General features: G+C 66.8%; 19 protein-coding genes. 5 read left to right on the forward strand and 14 right to left on the reverse strand.

The window, feature by feature from the left end; genetic code table 11:
* The first annotated feature begins 82 nt into the window (after positions 1–82).
* The 3 genes from hchA (at position 83) to N5J29_RS12780 (ending at position 2,629) form a co-directional block, all read left to right on the forward strand.
* A complete protein-coding gene (gene hchA, locus N5J29_RS12770) occupies positions 83–955 on the forward strand; it encodes a glyoxalase III HchA (protein WP_065175070.1) in 873 nt (290 codons plus the stop codon).
* A gap of 5 nt (positions 956–960) precedes the next feature.
* Positions 961–1,665, forward strand: coding sequence for a PA1136 family autoinducer-binding transcriptional regulator (locus N5J29_RS12775; RefSeq protein WP_164152972.1), 705 nt, complete (start codon positions 961–963; stop codon positions 1,663–1,665).
* 109 nt (positions 1,666–1,774) lie between these two features.
* Positions 1,775–2,629, forward strand: coding sequence for an endonuclease/exonuclease/phosphatase family protein (locus tag N5J29_RS12780; RefSeq protein WP_065174974.1), 855 nt, complete (start codon positions 1,775–1,777; stop codon positions 2,627–2,629).
* A gap of 18 nt (positions 2,630–2,647) precedes the next feature.
* On the opposite strand, the gene N5J29_RS12785 is transcribed toward N5J29_RS12780, so the two are convergent.
* From N5J29_RS12785 to N5J29_RS12815, 7 genes are all read right to left on the reverse strand, one after another.
* A complete protein-coding gene (locus N5J29_RS12785; RefSeq protein ID WP_053517461.1) occupies positions 2,648–2,911 on the reverse strand; it encodes a hypothetical protein in 264 nt (87 codons plus the stop codon).
* Between the two features lie 220 nt (positions 2,912–3,131).
* Complete coding sequence (locus N5J29_RS12790; RefSeq protein ID WP_164152973.1) at positions 3,132–4,553, reverse strand: efflux transporter outer membrane subunit; 1,422 nt, start codon at positions 4,551–4,553, stop codon at positions 3,132–3,134.
* The gene (locus N5J29_RS12795; protein ID WP_164152974.1) at positions 4,547–5,284 is read right to left on the reverse strand and encodes an SDR family oxidoreductase; all 738 of its coding nucleotides are present in this window, start codon (positions 5,282–5,284) and stop codon (positions 4,547–4,549) included. Before N5J29_RS12795 ends, N5J29_RS12790 begins: the two co-directional genes overlap by 7 nt.
* 64 nt (positions 5,285–5,348) lie before the next feature.
* The gene (locus N5J29_RS12800) at positions 5,349–8,519 is read right to left on the reverse strand and encodes a multidrug efflux RND transporter permease subunit (protein WP_053517457.1); all 3,171 of its coding nucleotides are present in this window, start codon (positions 8,517–8,519) and stop codon (positions 5,349–5,351) included.
* A 127-nt stretch (positions 8,520–8,646) separates the two neighbouring features.
* Positions 8,647–9,870 carry an efflux RND transporter periplasmic adaptor subunit gene (locus N5J29_RS12805; protein ID WP_065181297.1) on the reverse strand — a complete coding sequence of 408 codons (1,224 nt, stop codon included), beginning with the start codon at positions 9,868–9,870 and terminating at the stop codon, positions 8,647–8,649.
* Positions 9,871–9,965: 95 nt separating this feature from the next.
* A complete protein-coding gene (locus N5J29_RS12810; RefSeq protein WP_053517454.1) occupies positions 9,966–10,736 on the reverse strand; it encodes an SDR family NAD(P)-dependent oxidoreductase in 771 nt (256 codons plus the stop codon).
* The gene (locus tag N5J29_RS12815) at positions 10,733–10,960 is read right to left on the reverse strand and encodes a hypothetical protein (protein ID WP_053517540.1); all 228 of its coding nucleotides are present in this window, start codon (positions 10,958–10,960) and stop codon (positions 10,733–10,735) included. The genes N5J29_RS12810 and N5J29_RS12815 overlap by 4 nt, the downstream gene beginning before the upstream one ends.
* 147 nt (positions 10,961–11,107) lie before the next feature.
* On the opposite strand from N5J29_RS12815, the gene N5J29_RS12820 reads away from it, so the two are divergent.
* Positions 11,108–12,139 (forward strand): LysR family transcriptional regulator, encoded by a 1,032-nt coding sequence (locus N5J29_RS12820; protein WP_065174970.1) that lies wholly within the window; start codon positions 11,108–11,110, stop codon positions 12,137–12,139.
* Between the two features lie 18 nt (positions 12,140–12,157).
* Here the strand turns inward: N5J29_RS12820 and N5J29_RS12825 are convergent, their stop codons facing one another.
* The gene (locus N5J29_RS12825) at positions 12,158–13,054 is read right to left on the reverse strand and encodes a LysR family transcriptional regulator (RefSeq protein ID WP_065174969.1); all 897 of its coding nucleotides are present in this window, start codon (positions 13,052–13,054) and stop codon (positions 12,158–12,160) included.
* A 122-nt stretch (positions 13,055–13,176) separates the two neighbouring features.
* On the opposite strand from N5J29_RS12825, the gene N5J29_RS12830 reads away from it, so the two are divergent.
* Entirely contained in the window at positions 13,177–13,902 is a 726-nt protein-coding gene (locus N5J29_RS12830) for an SDR family oxidoreductase (RefSeq protein WP_164152975.1), read from the forward strand.
* 112 nt (positions 13,903–14,014) lie between these two features.
* Here N5J29_RS12830 and N5J29_RS12835 read toward each other — a convergent pair whose 3' ends face one another.
* The 6 genes from N5J29_RS12835 to N5J29_RS12860 all read right to left on the reverse strand — a co-directional run bounded on the left by N5J29_RS12835 (position 14,015) and on the right by N5J29_RS12860 (position 22,018).
* Positions 14,015–14,710: an OmpA family protein gene (locus N5J29_RS12835; RefSeq protein ID WP_053517326.1), complete on the reverse strand. Its 696-nt coding sequence runs from the start codon at positions 14,708–14,710 to the stop codon at positions 14,015–14,017.
* A 141-nt stretch (positions 14,711–14,851) separates the two neighbouring features.
* Positions 14,852–16,267 (reverse strand): deoxyribodipyrimidine photo-lyase, encoded by a 1,416-nt coding sequence (locus tag N5J29_RS12840; RefSeq protein WP_164152976.1) that lies wholly within the window; start codon positions 16,265–16,267, stop codon positions 14,852–14,854.
* An 85-nt stretch (positions 16,268–16,352) separates the two neighbouring features.
* Positions 16,353–16,973, reverse strand: coding sequence for an inorganic diphosphatase (locus N5J29_RS12845; RefSeq protein WP_065174967.1), 621 nt, complete (start codon positions 16,971–16,973; stop codon positions 16,353–16,355).
* 10 nt (positions 16,974–16,983) lie between these two features.
* The gene (locus tag N5J29_RS12850) at positions 16,984–18,348 is read right to left on the reverse strand and encodes a metallophosphoesterase family protein (RefSeq protein ID WP_164152977.1); all 1,365 of its coding nucleotides are present in this window, start codon (positions 18,346–18,348) and stop codon (positions 16,984–16,986) included.
* A complete protein-coding gene (locus N5J29_RS12855) occupies positions 18,345–19,457 on the reverse strand; it encodes a phytase (RefSeq protein WP_164152978.1) in 1,113 nt (370 codons plus the stop codon). Before N5J29_RS12855 ends, N5J29_RS12850 begins: the two co-directional genes overlap by 4 nt.
* Complete coding sequence (locus N5J29_RS12860; protein ID WP_164152979.1) at positions 19,457–22,018, reverse strand: TonB-dependent receptor; 2,562 nt, start codon at positions 22,016–22,018, stop codon at positions 19,457–19,459. Before N5J29_RS12860 ends, N5J29_RS12855 begins: the two co-directional genes overlap by 1 nt.
* Between the last annotated feature and the right edge of the window lie 137 nt (positions 22,019–22,155).

Here is a 22,155-nt window from a genome sequence, read left to right on the forward strand (position 1 = left end):
AGGCGTTGCGGGAAATCCCTCATCGCACGTACGCACAGTGCCTCCTATGCTGGCCGCACCTCCCCGACAGCAGGCCAGCCACATGAACACCCAGGACCTCAGCCGCCAACCCCGTCCCGATCCGGCCGAGCGCGATGCCTTCTTTCCCTCGCCCTGGTCGCTCTCGCAGTTCACGTCACCCACCAGCAATCTGTCCGGCGCGGACTATGCCGACGCACGCCGGGATGGCCGCTGGAAGATACTGATGATCGGCGCCGATGAGCGCTACCTGCCGACCGCCAACGGCCACCTGTTCTCCACCGGCAATCACCCGGTCGAAACGCTGTTGCCGATGTATCACCTGGACAAGGCCGGCTTCGACTTCGATGTGGCAACCCTGTCCGGCAACGCCGTGAAGTTCGAATGGTGGGCGTTCCCCGGCGAGGACCGCGACATCGGCGGTCTGTACGAACGTTACCAGGCGCGGTTCCGCCAGCCGAAGGTGCTGGATGACATCGTGGCCTCGCTGGACGCGGCGTCGGACTATGCAGCCATCTTCATTCCGGGCGGGCATGGTGCACTGATCGGCCTGCCGGAGAGCCGCGCGGTCAGCAAGGCGCTGCACTGGGCGATGGCACAGCAGCGCTACATCATCACGCTCTGCCACGGCCCTGCAGCGCTGTTGGCTGCCGGGATCGATGAAGCGGGCGGTGATTCGCTGTTCCGTGGCTACCGCATCTGCGCCTTCCCCGATGCGATGGACCGGCAGACGCCGGACATCGGCTACATGCCCGGGCAACTGCCGTGGTTCTTCGGTGAAAAGCTCGCGCAGCAGGGCGTGCAGATCGTCAACGAGGGTATTGACGGCAGCGTGCTGCAGGATCGCCTGCTGCTGACAGGCGATAGTCCGTTGGCCGGCAATGCACTCGGCCAGTTGGCCGCACGCACCCTGCTGGACGCGCTGGCAGGTCGCTGAACACCGTGGCCGCGCTGGTGCCCATGCTGCTGGAACTGGAGCAGGCGCGTTCGATCGCCGGGATCGGCGCGCTGCTTCGCTCGATCGCCGCGCCCCTCGGCTACGATCGCGTGCTGGTGTTTGCGGCCGGCACCGGGCTCGAACGCGGCGCACACCGCGTGTACTGGATCGAGGGCGACTGGCTGGGCGAAGGGCGTGAGACCGATCTTGCCCGCTACCTGCATGCCTGCCCGGTCAACCGCCACGTGCTCGACAGCGATGCCCCGTTCTTCTGGAGCAAGCGCGACGGCGTAAGGGGGGCCCGCTACCAAGTGGTCAGGCAGCCCCGCGGCGGCGGGCTGCATGGGCTGCAGGTACCCGTGTTCGGAACCACGGGGCTGGAAGGGGCGATCAGTTTCGCCGGAACGATCATCGACGCTTCCGCGCCTGCCCGGCTGCTGCTGGAGTCTGCCGGCACAGCAGCATTCCGCGCCGCCCGCCGGCTGGCCGAAGCACCGGCCGAACGCCCCTTGGGCGAACTGAGCACGCGGGAACGCGAGGTTCTGCGCTGGGTCGCAGCCGGCCGGCGCCAGGCGGAGATCGCCGCCACGCTGGGGTTGTCCGCGCGCACCGTGGAGAACCACCTGCGCCGCGCGCGCCAGCGCCTGGGCGTTGCGACGACGGCGCAGGCCGTGCGCGCGGCCGCGCGACGCGGCGAGATCGAAGACTGAGCGGGCCCCCGTGCAGCCGCCACGCCAATGACCCATCCCGGCATACCCTCCCCTGCCAATCCGTGCCATCCTTCATGGAATCGTTTACATGGAATGGAGGGATTCCACGATGCTGTCGCGTTTTCGTTGCCCTGCGCTGTGTGCGCTGCTGGCCTTCGCTCTTCCCGCCATCGCCTGGGCGGCGGCCCCTGCGCCGCTGAAGGTGATGTCCTTCAATGTCCGCACCCCGGCCGACACCGCGCCAGGCAAGCGCTGGCCGGATCGCCGCGATGCGATGGTCAAGGTCATCCTGGATGCCCGCCCGGCCGTCATCGGCACCCAGGAGCTGGTACAGGAACAGGCCGACTATCTCGCCGGCCACCTGCCCGGCTACGCGTGGTTCGGTGAAGGACGGCGCGGTGGCAGCGGCGATGAGCACATGGGCGTGTTCTACGACACGCGGGTGCTGGCCGTGGAGGAATCAGGCAACTTCTGGCTGTCCGATACACCGGAGGTCGCCGGCAGCATCACCTGGGGCAACCTGTACCCGCGCATGGTGACCTGGGCCCTGTTCCGTCGCCTTGACGATGGCCGCCGCTTCTACTTCATGGACACCCACCTGCCCTATCGCGACGAAGACGAACCGCGCCGGGTCAAGGGAGCCGAGCTGATCGGCAGGCGGGTGGCGACGCTGCCGCCGGATCTGCCGGTGGTGCTGACGGGCGACTTCAACAGTGAACCCGGGGGCGGAACCTACGCGACGCTCACCCGCGTTCTGCAGGACGCACGCACCCAGGTGGCGTCTCCCCAGGGGCCGCGCCTGACCTTCCATGATTTCACCGGCAAGGCCACCACGCAGCTGGACTGGGTATTGGTGAGAGGCTTCCGTGCGCGCAGCTTCCTGACCGATGACCGTCGCATCGACGGCGTGCTGCCCTCGGATCACTTCCCGCTGGTGGTCGAGCTGGACTGGCCCCGGCCCTGAGTCGGGTTGCCGCCGCGTTCACCGCGGCGGCTGCCGCGCCAACAGGCGATACAGCGCCTGGTGCTGATCGCGCGCCTGGCAGATGCGAGCGCCGATGGCCAGCAGCACGGCCACGCCGATCAGGCCCAGGCCCAGCATGGAGTCCGGCAGCCGTACGAAGCCGATGGCCGCGGCCAGCATCGCCAGCACCAGCAGAACGACCACCGCGACGGACAGTCCTGCACCGGGTGGTCCCGGATCGCCGAACAACATTCGTTGGGTATCCCGCTTGCCGTCCGTCATCGCCTGTCCTCTGATGGCCCGCCCCACTTGTTACACGGCAGAAGGCGCTTCCGGGAGAGTCAGAAGCGTCATGAATGTGACGGTGTCCACGGCTCACGCCGCGCTGCCCTGCCTGAGTTCGCAAAGTGTGGAGGACGGCATGGCAGGGCGGCAGGCGCCCGCCCATCGGTGGCCCTGACCGGAAACGAGGACGGAGGCCACTGCCTCCGTCCCCGTCCGGTCAATTCACCTGTGCCACGCTCGGCGCCTGCGGGGACTGGCCCCAACCACCCAGCGCCTTGTATACGCCGACTACGCTGACGTTGACCTCCGCCTCGGCGGCCGCCAGTGCATCATCGGCGGCCAGCTGGGTGCGCTGTGCGTCGAGCAGGGTCAGGAAGTCTTCCGAGCCCTCGCGATAGCGGATCTGCGCCAGCGACTCGGCTCGTCGTGCGGCCTGCGCCTGCTCCACCACGATCGCCAGCCGTGCCTGCTGCTTGGAGTAGCGTGTCAGCGCGTTCTCGGTGTCTTCCAGTGCCAGCAGCACCGTCTGCTCGTACTGCGCGGCAACGCCCTCGGCCTCGGCCTTGCTGGCACGCAGACGTGCGCGCACGGTTCCGAAATCGAAGGCTGCCCAGCTCAACGACGGCGTCAGCGACCAGGCCTTGTTGTTGCCGTTGACCAGGCCATTGGCGTCGCCGCCGAGGAAGCCGACGAAACCGGAAAGCGACAACCGCGGGAACAGATCGGCCGTTGCCACCCCCACCCGTGCCGTGGCGGCTGCCAGCCGCCGCTCGGCCGCACGCACGTCGGCACGCTGGCGCAGCAGCTCGCGGGTATCGCCCAGCGGCAACGGCTTGGCGAACGCCGGCACCTCATGCGGCGCGAGCATGTCGGCCAGTACTTCCGGGCGCTGGCCCAGCAGCACCGCCAGGCGATTGCGGGACTGCGTCTCGGCCACTTCCAGCAGGGGAATATCGGCCTCGATCGCCTTCAGCCGGGCACGGCTGCTCTGCACATCCAGCTCGCTGCCGGCACCCAGTTCCCAGCGCGCCTCGGTCAGCTTCTGCGTATCACGCAGATTGACCAGTGTGTGCTGGGCCACGGCGATGCGCTTCTGCGTGCCGCGCAGCTCGAAGTAGTTGCGTGCCACTTCGGCGGCAACCAGTACCTGCGCATCGGCCAGGTTGGCCTGCTCGGCCCCCAGATCGGCGCGTGCCGCTTCGGCAGCACGGCGCTTGCGGCCGAACAGATCCAGCTCCCAGCCCGCATCGAAGCCGAGCTGGTAGCTTTCACTGAACACCCGCTGCCCACCCAGCCGCGGATCGGGTTGCTTGCGGCGATCGTAACTGCCGCCTGCGGTCACGTGCGGTGCCTGGTCGAAGCGGCTTTCGACGAACACCGCCCGCGCCTGGCTGACACGCGCCACGGCCACGCGCAGGTCAAGATTGCTCGACAGTGCGCCGTGCACCAGCTCTTCCAGCACCGGGTCATCGAACTGCGCCCACCAGCTGGCAACGGGCGATGTGGTGCTGAACACCGGCTGCTCCGCGCCCTGCAGGACGACAGGCTCCTGCTGGGGCGCCTTGTAATTGGGACCGACGGTGACACAGCCGGCCAGCACGAGGCTGGAAACGGCCACCGCCAGGGTGCGGATCACCATGGCAGCACCTCGCCCAGATAGGTGAAGCTGCCGCTCGGGCCTTCATGGCCGATCAGCGCCATCTGCACGCTGGAACGCGCACCTTCGGCGATCTCGATCTCGCCGTGGCCACCATTCATGTCGGTCTTGACGTAGCCCGGGTGCACGGTATTCACCTTGATCGGCGAGCTGCGGAGCTCGTGCGCCAGGGCCAGCGTCCAGCTGTTCACCGCCGCCTTGGAGGCGTTGTAGGCCGGAATCTTGAAGTCATAGATGACCGAACCCGGGTCGGCATGCAGGGTCTGCGAACCGAGGATGCTGGACACGTTGACGATGCGCCCGGCCTTGGCCTGCTTCAGCAGCGGCAGGAACGCCTGGGTCACCGCCACCAGTGCATACACATTGGTGTCGAAGGTGCGACGCCACGTATCCAGCGACTGCTCCGACGGTGCCTGTGCCGGGTTCTCGATCATGATGCCGGCGTTGTTGACCAGGATGTCCAGCCGGCCGTGACGCTGGCGCACCTGCTCGACCGCGTCGGCGATGCTCGCAGCATCGGTAACGTCCAGCTGCAGCGCTTCCACCGGCAGGCCTTCCGCCTGCAGCTTCAGTGCCTGCTCCACCGCCGTCTCACGCTTGCGGCCGGCCAGCAGCGTGTGCACGCCTTCCTTCGCCAGCTGGCGCACGGTCTCGGCACCGATGCCACGGGTAGCGCCGGTAACCAGCGCGATCTTGTTCTGATGGGTGTTCATGGATTCATGCCTTTGGAGGGAGAAGCCGCCGCCGATCATCGACCGGCGGCGACGGGGTTCCGTATCAGTGATGAATGGTGGGCTCGCCGTGCTGCACCAGCTGGCCACCGCCGTTGCGGGTGACGAACTTGCGCAGGGCGACGTAGAACACCGGGGTCAGGAACAGGCCGAACAGGGTGACGCCCAGCATGCCGGCGAACACCGTGATACCGGTCACCGAGCGCACCTCGGCACCCGCACCGTGCGAAAGCACCAGCGGCACGGTGCCGGCGATGAACGCGATGGAGGTCATCACGATCGGGCGCAGGCGCAGGCGGCAGGCTTCCAGCGCGGCCTCGACGATGCCCTTGCCGCCCATCTCCAGCTCACGGGCGAACTCGACGATCAGGATCGCGTTCTTGCATGCCAGGCCCATCAGCACCACCAGGCCCACCTGCACGAACACGTTGTTGTCGCCGCCGGTCAGCCATACGCCGAACAGAGCCGACAGCAGGGTCATCGGCACGATCAGGATCACCGCCAGCGGCAGCGACCAGCTCTCGTACAGCGCGGCCAGCACGAGGAAGGCCAGCATGATCGCCACGGGGAACACGATGAACGCGGCCTTGCCCTGGGTGGCCTGCTGGTAGCTCAGGTCGGTCCATTCGGTGGCCATGCCGACCGGCAGCACCTGCCCGGCGATCTCGGTCAACTTGTTCATCGCTTCCGCCGAGGACAGCAGGCGCGGGTCGGCCTCGCCGGCCAGGTCCGCTGCCGGATAGCCGTTGAAACGCAGCACCGGGTCCGGGCCGAACGTCTGCTTGATGGTCACCATCGAACCGATCGGCACCATCTCGCCGCGGTCGTTGCGGGTGCGCAGCTTGGCGATGTCCTCGACGCTCTCACGGAACGGGCCGTCCGCCTGGGCGATCACCTGCCAGGTGCGGCCGAACTGGTTGAAGTCGTTGACGTACGCCGAACCCAGGTAGGTCTGCAGCGTGTCGAACAGCTCGGTCAGCTGCACGCCCTGCGCCTTCGCTTTCACACGGTCCACTTCCGCATCCAGCTGCGGCACGTTGGCCTGGTAGCTGCTGATCGGGAAGGCCATGCCCGGAGTCTGTGCAACGGTCCCCTGCATCGCCTGCACGGCATTCTGCAGCGCGCCGTAGCCCAGGTTGCCGCGGTCCTCGATGAACATCTGGTAGCCATTGCCGTTGCCCAGGCCCAGGATCGGCGGCGGCATCATCGCGAACGCGAAGCCCTCCTGCAGGCCTGCGATCTTCTGGTTGATCTCGGCGTTGATCTCCGCCGCGGTCCGGCCATGACGCTCGTTGAACGGCTTGAGCGGAATGAACGCCACACCGGTGTTCGGGGTGTTGGTGAACTGCAGCGCGTTCAGGCCCGGGAACGAAATGGTATGCGCCACGCCGTCGGTTTCCTGGGCGATCTTGGCGACCTTGCGCAGCATTTCATCGGTACGTGCGATCGACGAACCTTCCGGCAGCTTCACGCCCGCGATCAGGTACAGCTTGTCCTGGGTCGGGATGAAGCCCGGCGGCACCAGCTTGAAGATCACACCGGTACCGACCAGCAGGATCGCGTAGACCACGAACACAGCGCCGCGGCGGCCAAGGATGCGCGCCACGCCGCGCTCGTACTTCTCCGAGCTGGACTTGAAGAAGCGGTTGAACGGGCGGAACACCCAGCCGAACAGGCGATCGATCAGACGGCTCGGGCCATCCTTCGGAGCGCCATGGGCCTTCAGCAGGCGGGCGGCCAGGGCCGGCGACAGGGTCAGCGAGTTGATCGCCGAGATCACCGTGGAAATGGCGATGGTGACAGCGAACTGCTTGTAGAACTGACCGGTGACGCCCGACAGGAACGCCATCGGCACGAACACCGCGCACAGCACCAGTGCGATCGCAACGATCGGGCCGGACACCTCACGCATGGCCTGGTGGGCGGCTGCGGTCGGCGACAGACCTTCTTCGATGTTGCGTTCAACGTTCTCCACCACCACGATCGCGTCGTCGACCACGATGCCGATCGCCAGCACCAGGCCGAACAGGCTCAGCGTGTTGATCGAGAAGCCCAGTACGTACAGCGCTGCGAAGGTACCGACCACCGACACCGGAACCGCGATCAGCGGAATGATCGACGCGCGCCAGGTCTGCAGGAACAGGATCACCACCAGCACCACCAGGGCGATCGCTTCAAGCAGGGTCGAGACCACCGCCTTGATCGAATCACGCACGAAGATGGTGGTGTCGTACACCGCTTCGTACTTCACGTCGGCGGGCATGGTCTTCTGCATCTCGTCCATCGTGGCGATGACCTTGTCGCGAATCTCCAGTGCATTCGCACCGGGCGACTGGAAGATGCCGATACCCACCGCATTCTTGCCGTCGAGCTGCGAGCGCAGGGTGTAGTCGCCAGCGCCCAGTTCCAGGCGGGCAACGTCGGACAGGCGCACGATCTCGCCGTCGACACCGCTCTTGAGCACGATGTCGCCGAACTCCTGCTCGCTGCGCAGGCGGCCCTGGGCATTGATCAGGGTCAGGAACTGGCTGTTCGGCAGCGGCTCGGCGCCGAGCTGACCCGCAGAGACCTGCACGTTCTGCTCACGCATGGCACGCACCACGTCGCTGGCCGTCAGGCCGCGCGAAGCAACCTTGTCCGGGTCCAGCCATGCGCGCATGGCGTAGTCACCACCACCGAAGATCTGCGCGTCGCCCACGCCGGGAATGCGTGCCAGCGCGTCCTTGACGTGCAGGCGGGCGTAGTTGCGCAGGTACAGGGTGTCGTACTTGCCATTGGGCGACGTCAGATGCACGACCATCAGGAAGGTGGGCGACTGCTTCTGCGTGGTCACGCCCTGCCGGCGTACGTCCTCGGGCAGGCGTGCCTGCGCCTGCGCCACACGGTTCTGCACCTTCACCGCCGCCGCGTCCGGATCAGTGCCCGGGCGGAAGGTGACGGTCATCTGCAGCACGCCGTCGGAACCGGCGACCGACTTGAGGTACATCATGCCCTCGACGCCGTTGATCGCCTCTTCAAGCGGCGTGGCGACGGTTTCGGCGATGACCTTGGGATTGGCGCCCGGATAGACCGTGCGCACGACCACCGACGGCGGCACCACTTCCGGGTACTCGCTGATCGGCAGGATCGGAATCGTGATCAGGCCTGCGGCGAAGATCACGATCGACAGTACCGCCGCGAAGATCGGCCTGTCGATGAAGAAACGGGAAAAGTCCATGGAGGAATTCCTGGGAAATGCCGCCGGCGGGCAACAGCCACCCTGCCCCTCGCCGATATGACGAAGGCAGGGAAGGCCGCCGCTGGCGCCGGCAGCTAAGCGGAAACTCGGATCAGGAGACGGCGGATCAGCGGTTCAGCGCAGCCGTGGCATCACGACCTGGTGCGGCGGCCGCAGCCGGCTGCATCGCCACCGCCTTGGCCTGCACCGGCATGCCCGGCATGAAGACCTTCTGCACGCCATCGATGATGACCTTGTCGCCTGCGGACAGGCCCTGCTCGACGATGCGCAGGCCTTCCGCCGTGCGGCCAAGGCGGATGTCGCGGCGCTGGGCCTTGCCATCCTTGTCGACCACGTACACGTACTTGCGGTCCTGGTCGGTCAGCACAGCCTTGTCGTCGATCAGCATCGCCTGGAACTGGCCACTGCCCAGCAGCTGCACACGGGCGAACAGCCCCGGGGTGAACTGCCGGTCGGCATTGTCCAGCAGCGCACGCACGCGGATGGTGCCGGTGCTGCGTGCAACCTGGTTGTCGAGGAAGTCGACCTTGCCCGCGTGCGGGTAGCCTTCTTCACCCGACAGGCCAACCTTCACCGGCAGGTCGCTGTCGCGCTCGCTCGGGCGCTCGCCCTTGCGTGCCATCTGCGCGTAACGCAGGAAAGTGCTTTCGTCGGCATCGAAGTAGACGAACACGGTGTCCAGCGAGACCAGCGTGGTCAGCACGCTGGCGCTGTCGCCGGCGGTGACCAGGTTGCCCGCGGTGACCATCGCGCGGCCGGCACGGCCGTCGATCGGCGCACGCACCTTGGTGAACTCCAGGTTGAGCCGGGCAGCATCCAGTGCCGCCTGCGCGGCCTGCACGGCTGCGCCGGACTGGTCTGCCGCAGCGCGACGCTGCTCGGCGGTCTCGGTGGAGATCGCCTGCTGCTCGGCCAGGCGCTTGGCCCGCTCCGATTCACTGCGGGCCAGGGTTGCCTGGGTGCGGGCGCGGGCCAGTTCAGCGGCGGCGCGATCGTACTCGGCCTGGTAGCTGCGCGCGTCGATGGTGAAGAGCACATCGCCCTTCTTCACTTCCTGGCCTTCGACGTAGTTGACCTTGTCGATGTAGCCGGACACGCGTGGACGCAGTTCAACGCTCTGCACCGCTTCGATGCGGCCGCTGAACTCGTCCCATTGGCTGATCTGCTTGACCAGCACCGGGGCTGCGCTGACCTGCGGCGGTGGCGGTGCACCGGCTTCTTCGGCATGGCCGCCACTGCAGGCAGCGAGCACCGCCGCGGCGAGGATCGACACGCCGACCATCGCAATGCGATGGCCGAAACGATGTGGGGTGGTTTTGGGGGAAGTCATGGCATGCATCCGTACGGAGGGGTGGTACAGCTAATGAGAATGGCTATCAGAAAGTGCGGCGTATGCTGCAACCTCAACCAAGGTCAAGGTCAAGGTCAAGCGACACCGACGGCGTCGCGCCACGGTGGTGGAACTTCCAGTCGCAGCAGGCCCCGCGGCAGTTCCGCATCGCTGCTGTCGCAGCGAACGATGGCGCGGTTGTCGCGGCAGCCATCAAGCAGCGACACCACGCGCCGGCCGACCAGCAGCGAGCTCGGCCACTCGATGCAGGCGTTGGCGGCGTTGGCCGGTGTACACACCGGGCTGCACACCTCCAGCATCTGCGCACGGACACCGACCGCCTGTGCTTCCTGGTGCACCACCTGCGCGTACATGCGCAGGGCGGCGGTGGTGATCGAGGTCTCGCCGTAGCCGGCCCAGGGCTTGAGACCGGCAGGGCTGCCGATCATCACGTAGCGCCGCGCATGCACGTTGTCACGCAGCAGCGGCAGCAGGTGGCGTACCGCATGCACATGGGGCATCAGGTCGGCCTGCAGTGCGCCGAGCAGTTCGTCGCCCTTGCGGTCCATCACCCGGCCACGGTTGTAAGGACCGCCCATGGCCGCGATCACCGCCGCCAACGGCCGAGGGCGTTGCGCGACGCGCTCGGCCAGGACCTGCGCCGAACCGTCGTCTGCCAGTGAACCCAGCATGGTCTGCAGGCCGGGCTCATCGGCGAACTGCGCTTCCAGCGACGCCAGCCGTCCTGGATCGCGGCCGACCACCAGCACCGGGCTGCCGGCTTCCAGCAGCGCACCGACCACGCCCTGGCCGACCGCACCGGTTCCGCCGAGGACCAGGACTTCGGGCATCAGAATCCCATTCACGGGACATTTCCTCCCAAATCCGGGATAGTCCCGATTCGGCGCAGTCGATCGCTCTTCTGCGGCGCCAAGCGGATGGCACCGCCACGCTGCTGCCGCATGGGCGCGGTAAACTCACGGAAATCCTTGTGCACCAAGGAACTCGGGCGGATCTCAACGGTCATCGCCAGATCCAGGGCGTTCTGGCCGGCATGCCGGAAACGGGCAAGAATGTTGCGCAGGCTCATGGCGGGGGGACTCCATTTCACGAATGGCGCCACGATAGACCTCAAACCTTTACTTGATTAGTCCTGATTAAGGGGAATAATCATCCCGTTCCCGGTCCAATCGATCTGTCACGATTGTCCCACCCCCGACGTCCAGGACTCCCGACCATGTCCCACGATCTCAATGAAACGCTGATCTTCGTCAAAGTGGTCGAGCAGGGCAGCTTCATCGCAGCTGCCAAAGCGCTCGGCCTGCCCAAGACCACTGTCAGCCGCAAGGTGCAGGAGCTGGAGACGCGGCTGGGCGCGCGCCTGCTGCACCGGACCACGCGCCGTCTTGGCCTGACCGAGGCGGGCTCGATCTACCACGAGCACTGCCAGCGCATCGCGCGCGAGCTGGAAGAAGCCGAGAGCGCGGTCAGCCAGTTGCAGTCCGGCCCACGCGGCTGGCTGCGTTTCACTGTGCCCTACTCCATCGGTATCACCTGGATCGCGCCGTTGCTGGGCCAGTTCCATGCGCAGTACCCGGAAATCCGCCTGGACATGCACATGGGCAACGAGAAGCTCGACCTGATCGCCGGTGAAGCCGATCTGGCCCTGCGCGTCGGCGCCCTGCCCGATTCCAACCTGGTCGCACGCAAGCTCGGCAGCCTGCGCACGCAGGTGTTCGCCAGCCCAGCCTACATCGAGCGCTACGGCGAACCACTGCACCCGGAAGAGCTTCAGTTCCATCGCATCCTGGCCATGCGCAAGCCCTACCACACTGGCAATTCACCGCGCTTTACCTGGCAGCTGGGCGAGAACGGAGGGGAACTGCGTGACTTCCCGGTGACGCCGCTGATGACGGCCAACGACATGTCCGCGCTCAACGGCGCGCTGGTGTGCGGTGAAGGCCTGCTGCTGACCGGCGATGTGATGGCCAAGCCGTTCGTCGAGTCAGGCATGGTCCGTCGCGTGCTTGCCGGGTGGACAGGTCCGGAGGTGGATTTCAACGCGGTCTTTGCCGGCGGCCGCCTGGTCTCTCCGAAGGTGCGCGCATTCGTCGACTTCCTGGTGGAGAAGCTCAACTTCGACGCCAATTACATGCTGGCGCAGTGCCCTGGCGCGAAGCTGGCGCGGCAGCAGCAGGAGCAGGAAGATGCCGCGCTTGAGATCAGCGGCAAGCGGATCCTGGAGAAGGTGGCCGCGCCGGCGGCGTGAAGCGGGGCCTGCCCGGCGTCATGCGGTGCGCTGTTCCAGCAGATGCTCGATCAGTGCCCGCAGCTTCGGCTCGGCCTGGCGCCGGCTGGGGTAATACAGGAAGAACCCTGCGAACCACGGACAGTACGGCTCCAGCACGCTGACCAGTTCCCCACGCTGCAGCCACGGGCGCCATGTGTCCTCCATGCCGAAGGCCAGCCCGGCGCCCGCCAATGCCAGGCGGGTCATCGTGGCCATGTCATTGCTGGTGATCTCCGGCTGCACATCGACGCTGAACTCGCGTCCGCGCTCTTCGAATTCCCAGCGATAGGGCGCCTTGCGTGGTGCGGCGCGCCAGCCGATGCAACGGTGCCCGGGCAGCTCGCGCGGGTGCCTGGGCATGCCGTGCTGCTGCCCATACCGCGGAGTGCACACCACCACCTGCCGCTGCCGGCCGGACACCGGAATCGCCACCATGTCCTGGGCGATCACCTCGCCCAGACGCACGCCCGCGTCGAAACCCGCCTCGACAATGTCGAACTCCTCATCGGTCACCGTGATGTCCAGCTGCAGCTCCGGGTGCCGGGCGGCGAAGCTGGCCAGCAGGGGACCGGCCAGGAAATGCTCGGCAATGGAGGACACGGCCAAGCGCAGCTGGCCCTTGAGGGTGCTGCCGCGACGTAGCGTGGACTCCACGGCGCTGCCCAGCTCAGCCAGGGCGGGTCTGACCGCCGCAAGCAGCGCCTGGCCGGCATCGGTGAGGTTGACGCTGCGGGTGGTGCGCAGCACCAGAGCGACACCGAGCGACTGTTCCAACCGGGCGATGGTCTGGCTGACGGCCGACCGGGTCACGCCCAGTTGCTGGGCCGCCGCGGTGAAGCTGCTGCAGTCGGCTACCCGCTGGAACACCGCGAGGGCATTGAGATCGACGGACATTGGTTAGCGGATCTATACAAGGTAGTCAGCAGTCGCCATCTTATCGCGACGAGGCAGGCCGTCTACCGTGACTGCACCGGGCACGACCCGGCATTTCCCCCTAGCCCTTCCGGAGACCTGCCATGAGCCATTCCCGAACCATCCTGATCACCGGTGCCTCCAGCGGCATCGGCGCCGGCATCGCCCGCTCGCTGGCGCAGCCCGGCGCGCGCCTGGTGCTGGGCGCGCGCCGCCTCGAACGGTTGCAGGCACTGGCGGATGAACTGCGCATGCACGGCGCCGACGTACGCGTGCATGCGCTGGACGTGACACAGCGCGCGCAGGTCGAAGCGTTCGCCGCTTCGGCCCTGGAGCAGTTCGGCGCCCTCGATGTGATCGTCAACAATGCCGGTGTGATGCCACTGTCGCCGATGGCATCGCTGAAGGTGGACGAATGGGACCGGATGATCGACGTCAACATCCGCGGTGTACTGCACGGGATCGCAGCCGTGTTGCCCCATATGTGCGCACGCGGCCGCGGACAGATCATCAACATCGCGTCCATCGGCGCGCTGTCAGTCGTACCGACCGCTGCGGTCTACTGCGCCACCAAGCACGCGGTACGCGCCATCTCGGAGGGCCTGCGCCAGGAACACCGCGAGCTGCGGGTCACCTGCATCCACCCCGGCGTGGTGGAAAGCGAGCTTGCGGACAGCATCACCGACCCGGTCGCCGCCGAAATGATGGTCGGCTATCGCGCCATCGCCCTGCAGCCGGATGCGATCGGGCGCGCGGTGCGGTTCGCCATCGAGCAGCCCGACGACGTGGACGTGAACGAGATCGTGGTGCGGCCGACGGCCGCAGCATGACCCGGCCGCCGTTCCTGCGCTAGGCGCCGCGCATCTCGCCCAACGAAAATGCCGCCTGCAAGGGCGGCATTCCCGTTCCGGCTGCGCCGGACCTGCACGCACGCGCCGCGCGTTACTGCTGCAGCGGAATCACGCGGATTTCAACACGGCGGTTCTTGGCACGGCCGGCATCGGTGCTGTTGTCGGCAATCGGGTACGCCTTGCCGGCGCCCAGCGTTTCGATACGCACGCTCTGCACGCCCTGCCCGATCAGGTACTGGGCGACCGAATCGGCGCGCTCCTTGGACAGGCGGTTGTTGACCGCATCGCTGCCGATGCTGTCGGTATGGCCGACCACTTCGATCATGGTCTGGTTGTAATCACGCAGGGTGCCGGCCACGCCGTTGAGCGCGCCGTAGAACTGCGGCTTCAGTGCCGACTTGCCGAAATCGAAGGTGATGCCGTCGGGCAGGTTCAGCATGATGTTGTCGCCCTGGCGCTGCACATCGATGCCGGTGTTGGCAGTGCGCTCGCGCAGCGCGCGTTCCTGGCGATCCTGGTACTGGCCCACGGCCGCGCCACTGAGCGCGCCGATGCCTGCACCGATCAGCGCGTGCTGGCGGCGCTCGGTCGCACTGTCGCCGCTGAGCAGGCCGGCGGCCACGCCAATGGCGGTACCGATCAGCGCGTTGCGACCGGTCCGGTTCTGCTGCTCGGTCGGGTTGCCGTACTGATCGCTCTGCACGTAGGAACCGCCGGTGGCGCAGGCCGACAGGACGGCCGCGCTCATCAGGGCCAGTGCGACATTGCGGGTGGTGTTGCGGATCATGATGGTCTCCTTGGTTTCCGGTCGGGCCGGCGGCTTGCGGGCCGCCCAGAGGATAAACAGCAGGACGCGATGCCGGGATGATGAACACGCCGCTCGACAGGCCCTTGTTCAGCTAGCTGTCTGGAACTCCGCGACGGCGCTTTACCCCGCTCCCGACTGGCGGTAGGCGGCGAGCGCTGCATCCCGGCCGGCGGCCAGATCCACAAGAGGGCTGCGCGGATACTCCGGCGCGTGCTCGGCCAGCCACTGCGGATGCTGCCACGGCGCGAAGCGCGCCTTCACCGGCAGCGCCGCCAGTTCCGGTACCCAGCGGGTGATGTAGCGCGCCTGAGGATCGAACTTTTCGGCCTGGGTGACCGGATTGAACACGCGGAAGTAAGGCGCTGCATCCGCACCGGTACCGGCCACCCACTGCCAGCCCATCGTGTTGTTGGCCAGGTCGGCATCGACCAGTGTGTCCCAGAACCAGCGTGCGCCATGCAGCCAGTGCGCGCGCAGGTGCTTGCACAGGTAGCTGGCGACGATCATCCGCACCCGGTTGTGCATGTAGCCGGTATGCCACAGCTCGCGCAGGCCGGCATCCACGATCGGTACACCGGTGTTGCCGCGCTGCCAGTCATGCAGCTGGCCGGCGCTGGGCGTGGCCCACGCAAAGCGGTCGAAGCGCGGGTTGAGGTTGCCGGTGGGGGTCTCCGGAAAGTGATGCAGCAGGTGGTAGGCGAAGTCACGCCAGCCCAGTTGCCGCAGGTAGCCGTCGATGTCGGCGTCGGTACCGGCGCTGCGCAGCCCTTCCAGCGCATGGGCGATGCGCCAGGGCGCGATCTCGCCGAAGTGCAGGTGCGGTGACAGCCGCGAGGTGCCGACCCGGTCCGGCAGGTCGCGCTGCGCGCGATAGCCTCGCAGCGCGCCGTCCTCGAACACCGAAAGCGCCTCCAGCGCGCCGGCCTCTCCCGGCTGCCAGTGCTCCCAGAAGCCCTCGTCCCAGCCGAGCGCCGGTGCCAGCCCGAGCGCCTGCAGCGACTCGCCTTCGACGGCATGCGTTGCCAGTGCCGCGGGCGCCGCCTGCAGCCCGGGCAGGCGCCAGTGGCTGAGCACGTTGCGCCAGTACGGGGTGAACACCTTGTACGGCTGCCCCTGCTGGGTGGCGATATCCCACGGCTCGAACAGCAGACTGCCGTTGCAGCTCTGCGCATCGATGCCCTGCTCGCGCAGCGTGCGCTTGATGGAGGCATCACGTGGCTGGGTGGCGGGCTCGTACTTGCGGTTCCAGTACACCGCCGTGGCACCGGTCCGTGCGATCAGTGCCTGCAGCACCGGCAGGCTGTCGCCGATCTGCAGCACCAGGGAAGAACCGCGGCCACGCAGATCCGCATCCAGCGCGGCAAGCGAGCGATGACGCCAGGCGTTGGATGCCGCTCCCGGCGCCCACTCGCCTTCTTCGTGCGGCGCGTGGATGTACACAGGGACCACATCGTGCCCCGCATCCAGTGCGGCCTGCAGGGCCGGATTGTCCTGCAGCCGCAGGTCGCGACGGAACCAGACCAACGCTACCGACACGTGCACCGCCTTTGCTGTGGAAGGCGGCCATGATAGCCAGCACAGGTGAAGACCGCGCAGGGGTGCAACGCCGTCCGCAGCCGGACTACTTCCCGGCGTCGAAACGCTGCATGGCTTCGCGGATCAGCGTACGCGCCTCGGCCGCGTTGCCCCAGCCCTGCAGCTGCACCGGGTTGCGTCCAGCTGGCAGATCCTTGTACACGCGGAAGAACGCCTCGATGCGCTGCCGCTCGATCTCCGGCAGATCGGCCAGATCGCGGACGCCTGCATAGCTCGGATCAACCTTGTCGGTCGGCACGCCGATGACCTTCTCGTCATGTTCGCCGCCATCGATCATCTTCAGATAGCCGATCGGGCGGAAGCGGATGATCACGCCGGGGTGCAGGGGTTCACGGGTCAGCACCAGCGCGTCCAACGGATCGTTGTCGCCCGCCAGCGTGCGCGGCATCGAACCATAGTTGGCCGGATAGGCCACCGGCATCGACTGGAAGCGGTCGACGTGGACCAGCCCGTCGTCCTTGATCTCATACTTGGTGAAGCTGCCAGCGGGAATTTCCACGGCCAGGTTCACCTCCTGCGGTGCCTGCTGCGGCTGGGCCGCCAGGAACGGATGCAGCACCGCATCAGCGGCGGCCACCGCACCGGCCAGCAACAGCAGAGCGGCACCGATGGCAGCAAGAGGAACGATGCGTCGGGGCATGGTCATCGGCGTCTCCTTATTCCCAGCAACGGTCGGCGCGACCCTTGGCAGTCTGCGCGCGCGGGCAGTCGCGTGGCGTGATGCGGCCTTCGGTCAGCTCCGTGCGCTGCTTGCCCCCGCTGGCGTCACGGTGCAGCTCGAAAGCATCGTACAGCTGCCCGGTCACCGTGCGCGCCTCATAGCGCAGGTGCTGCGGATCGATGCGCAGCACCTGGAACAGCTGGGTGTCCTCGGCCACCGGGGCCATCGTCCTTCGGGCTTCATCGGAAAGACGGTACTGCTTCGGTCCCGCCACGGTCACCACGTACTGCGGTGTGGCGGCCTGTCCTTCGCCACGGCGGCCATAGGTGTGGTCGTGCCCCTGCAGCACCAGATCCACCTGGTGACGACGCACCACCGGCAGCAGCACGTCACGCAATGCGGCGTTCTCGCGGCCTTCGCGCGGCGAGTAGAACGGCTGGTGCAGCATTACGATGGTCCACGGCTGCGGATTGCCGGACAGCACCTTGTCCAGCCAGTGTGCCTGGGCCTGGGCGGTGCCGAGATCGAGTGCCGAGGTTCCATCAAGCACGGCCACGCGCACGCCCTGCGCATCGAACCAGTAGCTGGTCTGCTGCGCGGCAGGGGCGCCATTGCCCGGCAGTGCGAAGGTCACCGGCCAGTGCCGGCCCAGCACACGGCGTTCCTGCGGAGTGTCCTGGAACTCCTCGAAATACTCGTGATTGCCGATGGCAGGCGCCACCAGTGTTTCCTGCGCCAGCCAGGCGGTGGCAGCGAACCATTCGCCCCATTCACTGTCGTCCACACCGTCGCCGCCGCTGACCAGGTCACCCGCGAACAGGCTCAGGCGAGCGTCCGGTGCCGCCTTCTGCGCGGCCCGGATCACTCGGCTGACGTGACTGAGATTCTTGTTCTGGGTATCGCCGAAGTACAGCAGCGTCAGCGGCTGCCCGGCGGCCGCCAGCGTGCGCAGCTGGTTCCATGCACTCCAGCCTGCCCTGCCCTGCACACGGTAGATGTATGCGGTATCCGGCTGCAGGCCATCGATGTCAACGCGGTGATGGTGCGACAGGCCGTTCTCGGTCTGCAGCGCCTGCGTGGTCGCGCGCAGCGCGCGAATGCCTTCGATGGCCGGCGAATCGCCGGCACGCGCGATCTCCAGCAGTGGCGCCTGTACGCTGCCATCCGTGCGCCAGGCCACGGCGAATCCGTGGCTGGGGTCGGCCGAGGGCGAGGCAACGATGCGATCCGGCAGTGGCGATGCCGCATAGTGGCGGCTACCCGCAGGCACCTGCGTGTTGGGTTCGACCGCCGCGGTGACCAGCAGAGGCAGGGCCAGCAGCAGGCTGGCGACGAACGCGCGCGTGCTGTGCCGCCTCATGCGCCACACTCCAGCGGCAGCGCCAACTGCCTGGCAACGCTTTCCCAGTCAAAGGCGACCACGCCCTGATCGTCATGCACCGCATACAGCGCACCGTGCGGGAACCGCGTGCTGGGCTGCTGCATCAGCCAGATGCCATCGGTGTTGGCCACGGTATTGCCCTGGAAGGCACCGACCGGCTTCAGCGTGTGCCGATCGAACAGATGGAACACGCTGCGCTGCTTGCCCTGCTCGGTGGTGATCCACCAGCCGTCCTTGCCGCAGGTCCGCAGGGTCACCCCTTCGGCCTGCGCCTTGAACACGTCACGGCCGAAGGTGGTGCCGGTGAAGCGGCCTGCCAGCGTATAGACCTTGAACTCGCTGGCGTAGCTCTCATCCTCTTCGGCAATCAGCAGACGGTCGTTGTCCGGATCGCCCCAGATCGATTCGACCACGCGCAGCGCACCGGCCTCACTGGTGTCGCCGATGTCGGCGATGCGATTCGCGTCGATCTTCGCGCCGTCGCGGGAAACGTGGTACTGGCGCACGCGCTTGTCCAGTTCCGCCAGCGGCGGCAGGATGTCGCGGCCCTGTGCGTCCTCGCCGTTGTCCCAAGAGTCCGTGACGTAGACGCTGTAGCCGTCCGCCCTGCGATCGACCCACAGCCCGTAGGGTTTGCGCAGATCTTCGGCAGCGAACGTCGCCAGCGGTGTGAAGTCCGGCAGGGACAGGACCTGGACCCGGTGATTGTCGCGTTCCACGATCCACAACAGGTCGTCGGTCACGGCGATGCCATTGGGGCGATCGAACTGTCCCAGGCCGGTACCGGTGGCACCGACGTCGCGCAGGTGACGGCCGGTGCTGCCGTCATACACCACCAGTTTGTCGGTGGCCTTGGCGGTGGCGATCAGCCAGATCTGCCCGTTCGGCGTGCGCCAGGTTGCGGGCGAATCGATGTTGTCGGCGGGCGTGAGTGGCGACACGAACGCCTCGGCAACGGTGGCCACCGTGCGCGCCGGAGGCGTCGGCGACGCCGCATGTGCTGCCGGCGCACGGTCGGCCGCTGGCGTGCAGCCCACGACCAGCGCGGTTGCGATCGCTGCCACGAGCCCCGGAATGTGCCGCCCCATCACAGCGCCACCTTCAGGCCCAGCGCGTAGGTGCGGCCATATTCTTCCATCTGCAGCGTGCGCGAGCGCGTGCCCTGGTACAGCTCCAACGGCTTGTCCAGCAGGTTCTGCGCCTCGAAGTACAGGCTGACGCGCGGGCTGAAGCGATAATCCAGCGAGAAGTCGAGCTGCGTGTTGGGTGCCACGTAGATGTCGAATGCACGGCCCTTGCCGATGCTGTCCAGATATTCGCTGCGGTACACCGCAGCCAGGCGGGTGCTCAGGCCATATTTCTCGTAGCCGACGTGCGCGCTGTACACGTGCTTGGAGGCACGCGGCAGCGTGAAGTCCTCGCCGGCACGGTCCGCGATGCCGGCATCGAATTCGGTATCCAGCCAGGTGCCGCTGGCCCCGACCAGAAGACCGTCGAAGCCTGCCGGCAGGAAGGCCAGCTGCTGCTGCCAGTTGAACTCGGCGCCGCGTACCGTGGCCTTGCGGCCATTGATCGGCTGGGTCACGTCGAAGCCGTCGTAGTCCGGATCATTGGTACGCACGGTTTCCACGATATAGCCGTCGATGGACTTGTGGAACAGGCCAAGCGAAACGATGCCGGTGCTGCCGATGTACTTTTCCACCGACAGGTCGATGTTCTTCGACTCGTACGGATCCAGCTCGGGATTGCCCAGCCGCACTTCCTCGTCGCCGCGGCTGTAGCCCACACGGGGCGAAACGTCGCCGAAGGACGGGCGCGAGACGGTCTTGTTGGCCGAGGCGCGCAGCACCCAGTCATCGGCTGCGTCGTAGCGCAGATGCAGGCCCGGCAGCACATTGGTGTAGCTGTTGTTGGCCACGCGCGGGGTGACGGTGAAGCTGCGCCCGTTGGCCGACACCTCGACCTGGTTGCCCACCGCCTTGAAACGGGTGTTCTCCACGCGTGCGCCGCCGATGATGCGCAGCGCGCCGATATCCCAGGTCCCCATCGCATAGCTGGCGAAGATGTCTTCGCTGGCCACATAGTCCTCTTCCAGCGATGCCAGGGCATTGGCGCCGGCATCCTGCGGCCGGGCGCTGTACTGGCTGCCATTGGCCGCCCAGTAGGCCCGCATCGCCGCCGAATCCATGCCATCGCCCAGGTTGCCATGGCGATGCTCGGGGGCCGACGTGGTCCAGCTCGACAGTGCCACCTTCGGGCCCACCCGCAGCTCACGCTCGTCGGTATTGACATCGCGGTCGCGCCAGCGGCCCAGCAGGCCGAACTTCAGGCTGCTGCTGTCGCCGTCGAAGCGTACGTTGACCTGCGCGCTGTGCTCCTTGTCGTTGACCTGCTTGGGCGAAAGCACGATGCGGTCGAAGGCGTAGTTGCCGTTGTCCAGCCACTGCGGGTTGTCGAAACTGTAGGTCGGCAGCCGGCTGCGCTGGTCCAGGGTGCCGTTGAAGTCATCACCATCCAGTGTGAACCGCGCCTCCATCTCGTCGTTCACCCGCTCCTCGGTGCGGGTGTAGCCGATACGGTAATCGACCACCGCGCTGGTCAGCCGGTTCTCGCCACCGAGGCTGGCTGCGAAGGTGTTCTCTTTCTTGGTGCGGTAACGCATGCGCTTGTCGATCGCATCGCCCGGCATGTCATCCAGCCGGTACTGGTCGGTGCCGGTGCGCACCATGTCGGCATCGTCGAAATTGAAGATCACCCGCTGGCGGGTCTCGGCATCGTCGAACTGGCTGTACAACGTGCGCAGGTAGTACTTGCTGTCTTCATTCGGGCGCCAGTCCAGGTTGAGGTTGGCGCCGATGCGCTTGCGCTCGATCTCGTACTTGCGGTGCTGCAGGTTGATCGCGGTGACATCCCCCGGTGCAGCATCATCCTCGCCGTCGTACTCCACTTCGGTGTTGTCCGATTCAAACCTGCGCTTCTGGTAGTTCACGCCCAGCGCGATGCCGAACGTATCGGCGAACACTTCGCTGTAGTTGAAGGCGGCCTTCGGGCTGGTTTCGCCCGAGAGCTGCTGGTGGCTGCCCTCGATCTTGGCACGCAGGCTGCGCCCGTCGCGATCGAATGCCGAGGCCGATTCGACCAGGACCGCACCGCCGATCGCGTCGCCGGGCATGTCCGGCGTTGGCGACTTGACCACGCGCAGCCGCTCGGTGGAGTCGGAGGGAATGACATCCAGCGGTGCAGCGCGGCTGGAGTCCTCCGGCGTACCCACGGCGATTCCATCGACGCTGACGCTGTTGAGGTTGGCGTCCAGGCCCCGGATGACCACGAAACGGCCTTCGCCCTGGTCGCGGGTGACGCTGATGCCGGGTAGACGCTGCAGCGATTCGGCCACGTTCTTGTCCGGATACTGGCCAAGGGCGTCGGAAGACACGGCGTCTTCGATCGCGTCGCTGCTGCGCTTCAGATCGACCGCGCGGATCTGCGATTCGAGCTGCGCACGCACCTCGACGCGGTCCAGGTCGATCGCATCGACCGCCGCTGCCCCCGTGGCGGCGACCGTCTGCTGCGCGGCGGCCTGCAGCGGAGCGCTGGCCCCCATCGCCAGGGTCAGCGTGATGGCAACGGCCAACGGAGTCTTGATATGCACTGGGAATCCCCATTCCTGTTAAGAATGGGTCTGGACGGTATGTCCGCAAGGTTGCATGGCCATGACAGACGCCCTCGATCCGCGCCCGCTGGCTGCGCTCCGTTTGGGGTTCCGCACCCCGATCCGGCAGAATGATC

Source organism: Stenotrophomonas sp. GD03680, assembly GCF_029844625.1.
GTDB lineage: Bacteria > Pseudomonadota > Gammaproteobacteria > Xanthomonadales > Xanthomonadaceae > Stenotrophomonas > Stenotrophomonas maltophilia_P.

What these genes read in the sequence shown, in the direction of transcription:
- hchA (WP_065175070.1), top strand. Translation starts at nt 83, where the DNA reads ATGAACACCCAGGACCTCAGCCGCCAACCCCGTCCCGATCCGGCCGAG.
- N5J29_RS12780 (WP_065174974.1), top strand. Translation starts at nt 1,775, where the DNA reads ATGCTGTCGCGTTTTCGTTGCCCTGCGCTGTGTGCGCTGCTGGCCTTC.
- N5J29_RS12785 (WP_053517461.1), bottom strand. Translation starts at nt 2,911, where the DNA reads ATGACGGACGGCAAGCGGGATACCCAACGAATGTTGTTCGGCGATCCG.
- N5J29_RS12790 (WP_164152973.1), bottom strand. Translation starts at nt 4,553, where the DNA reads ATGGTGATCCGCACCCTGGCGGTGGCCGTTTCCAGCCTCGTGCTGGCC.
- N5J29_RS12795 (WP_164152974.1), bottom strand. Translation starts at nt 5,284, where the DNA reads ATGAACACCCATCAGAACAAGATCGCGCTGGTTACCGGCGCTACCCGT.
- N5J29_RS12800 (WP_053517457.1), bottom strand. Translation starts at nt 8,519, where the DNA reads ATGGACTTTTCCCGTTTCTTCATCGACAGGCCGATCTTCGCGGCGGTA.
- N5J29_RS12805 (WP_065181297.1), bottom strand. Translation starts at nt 9,870, where the DNA reads ATGACTTCCCCCAAAACCACCCCACATCGTTTCGGCCATCGCATTGCG.
- N5J29_RS12815 (WP_053517540.1), bottom strand. Translation starts at nt 10,960, where the DNA reads ATGAGCCTGCGCAACATTCTTGCCCGTTTCCGGCATGCCGGCCAGAAC.
- N5J29_RS12820 (WP_065174970.1), top strand. Translation starts at nt 11,108, where the DNA reads ATGTCCCACGATCTCAATGAAACGCTGATCTTCGTCAAAGTGGTCGAG.
- N5J29_RS12825 (WP_065174969.1), bottom strand. Translation starts at nt 13,054, where the DNA reads ATGTCCGTCGATCTCAATGCCCTCGCGGTGTTCCAGCGGGTAGCCGAC.
- N5J29_RS12830 (WP_164152975.1), top strand. Translation starts at nt 13,177, where the DNA reads ATGAGCCATTCCCGAACCATCCTGATCACCGGTGCCTCCAGCGGCATC.
- N5J29_RS12835 (WP_053517326.1), bottom strand. Translation starts at nt 14,710, where the DNA reads ATGATCCGCAACACCACCCGCAATGTCGCACTGGCCCTGATGAGCGCG.
- N5J29_RS12845 (WP_065174967.1), bottom strand. Translation starts at nt 16,973, where the DNA reads ATGACCATGCCCCGACGCATCGTTCCTCTTGCTGCCATCGGTGCCGCT.
- N5J29_RS12850 (WP_164152977.1), bottom strand. Translation starts at nt 18,348, where the DNA reads ATGAGGCGGCACAGCACGCGCGCGTTCGTCGCCAGCCTGCTGCTGGCC.
- N5J29_RS12855 (WP_164152978.1), bottom strand. Translation starts at nt 19,457, where the DNA reads ATGGGGCGGCACATTCCGGGGCTCGTGGCAGCGATCGCAACCGCGCTG.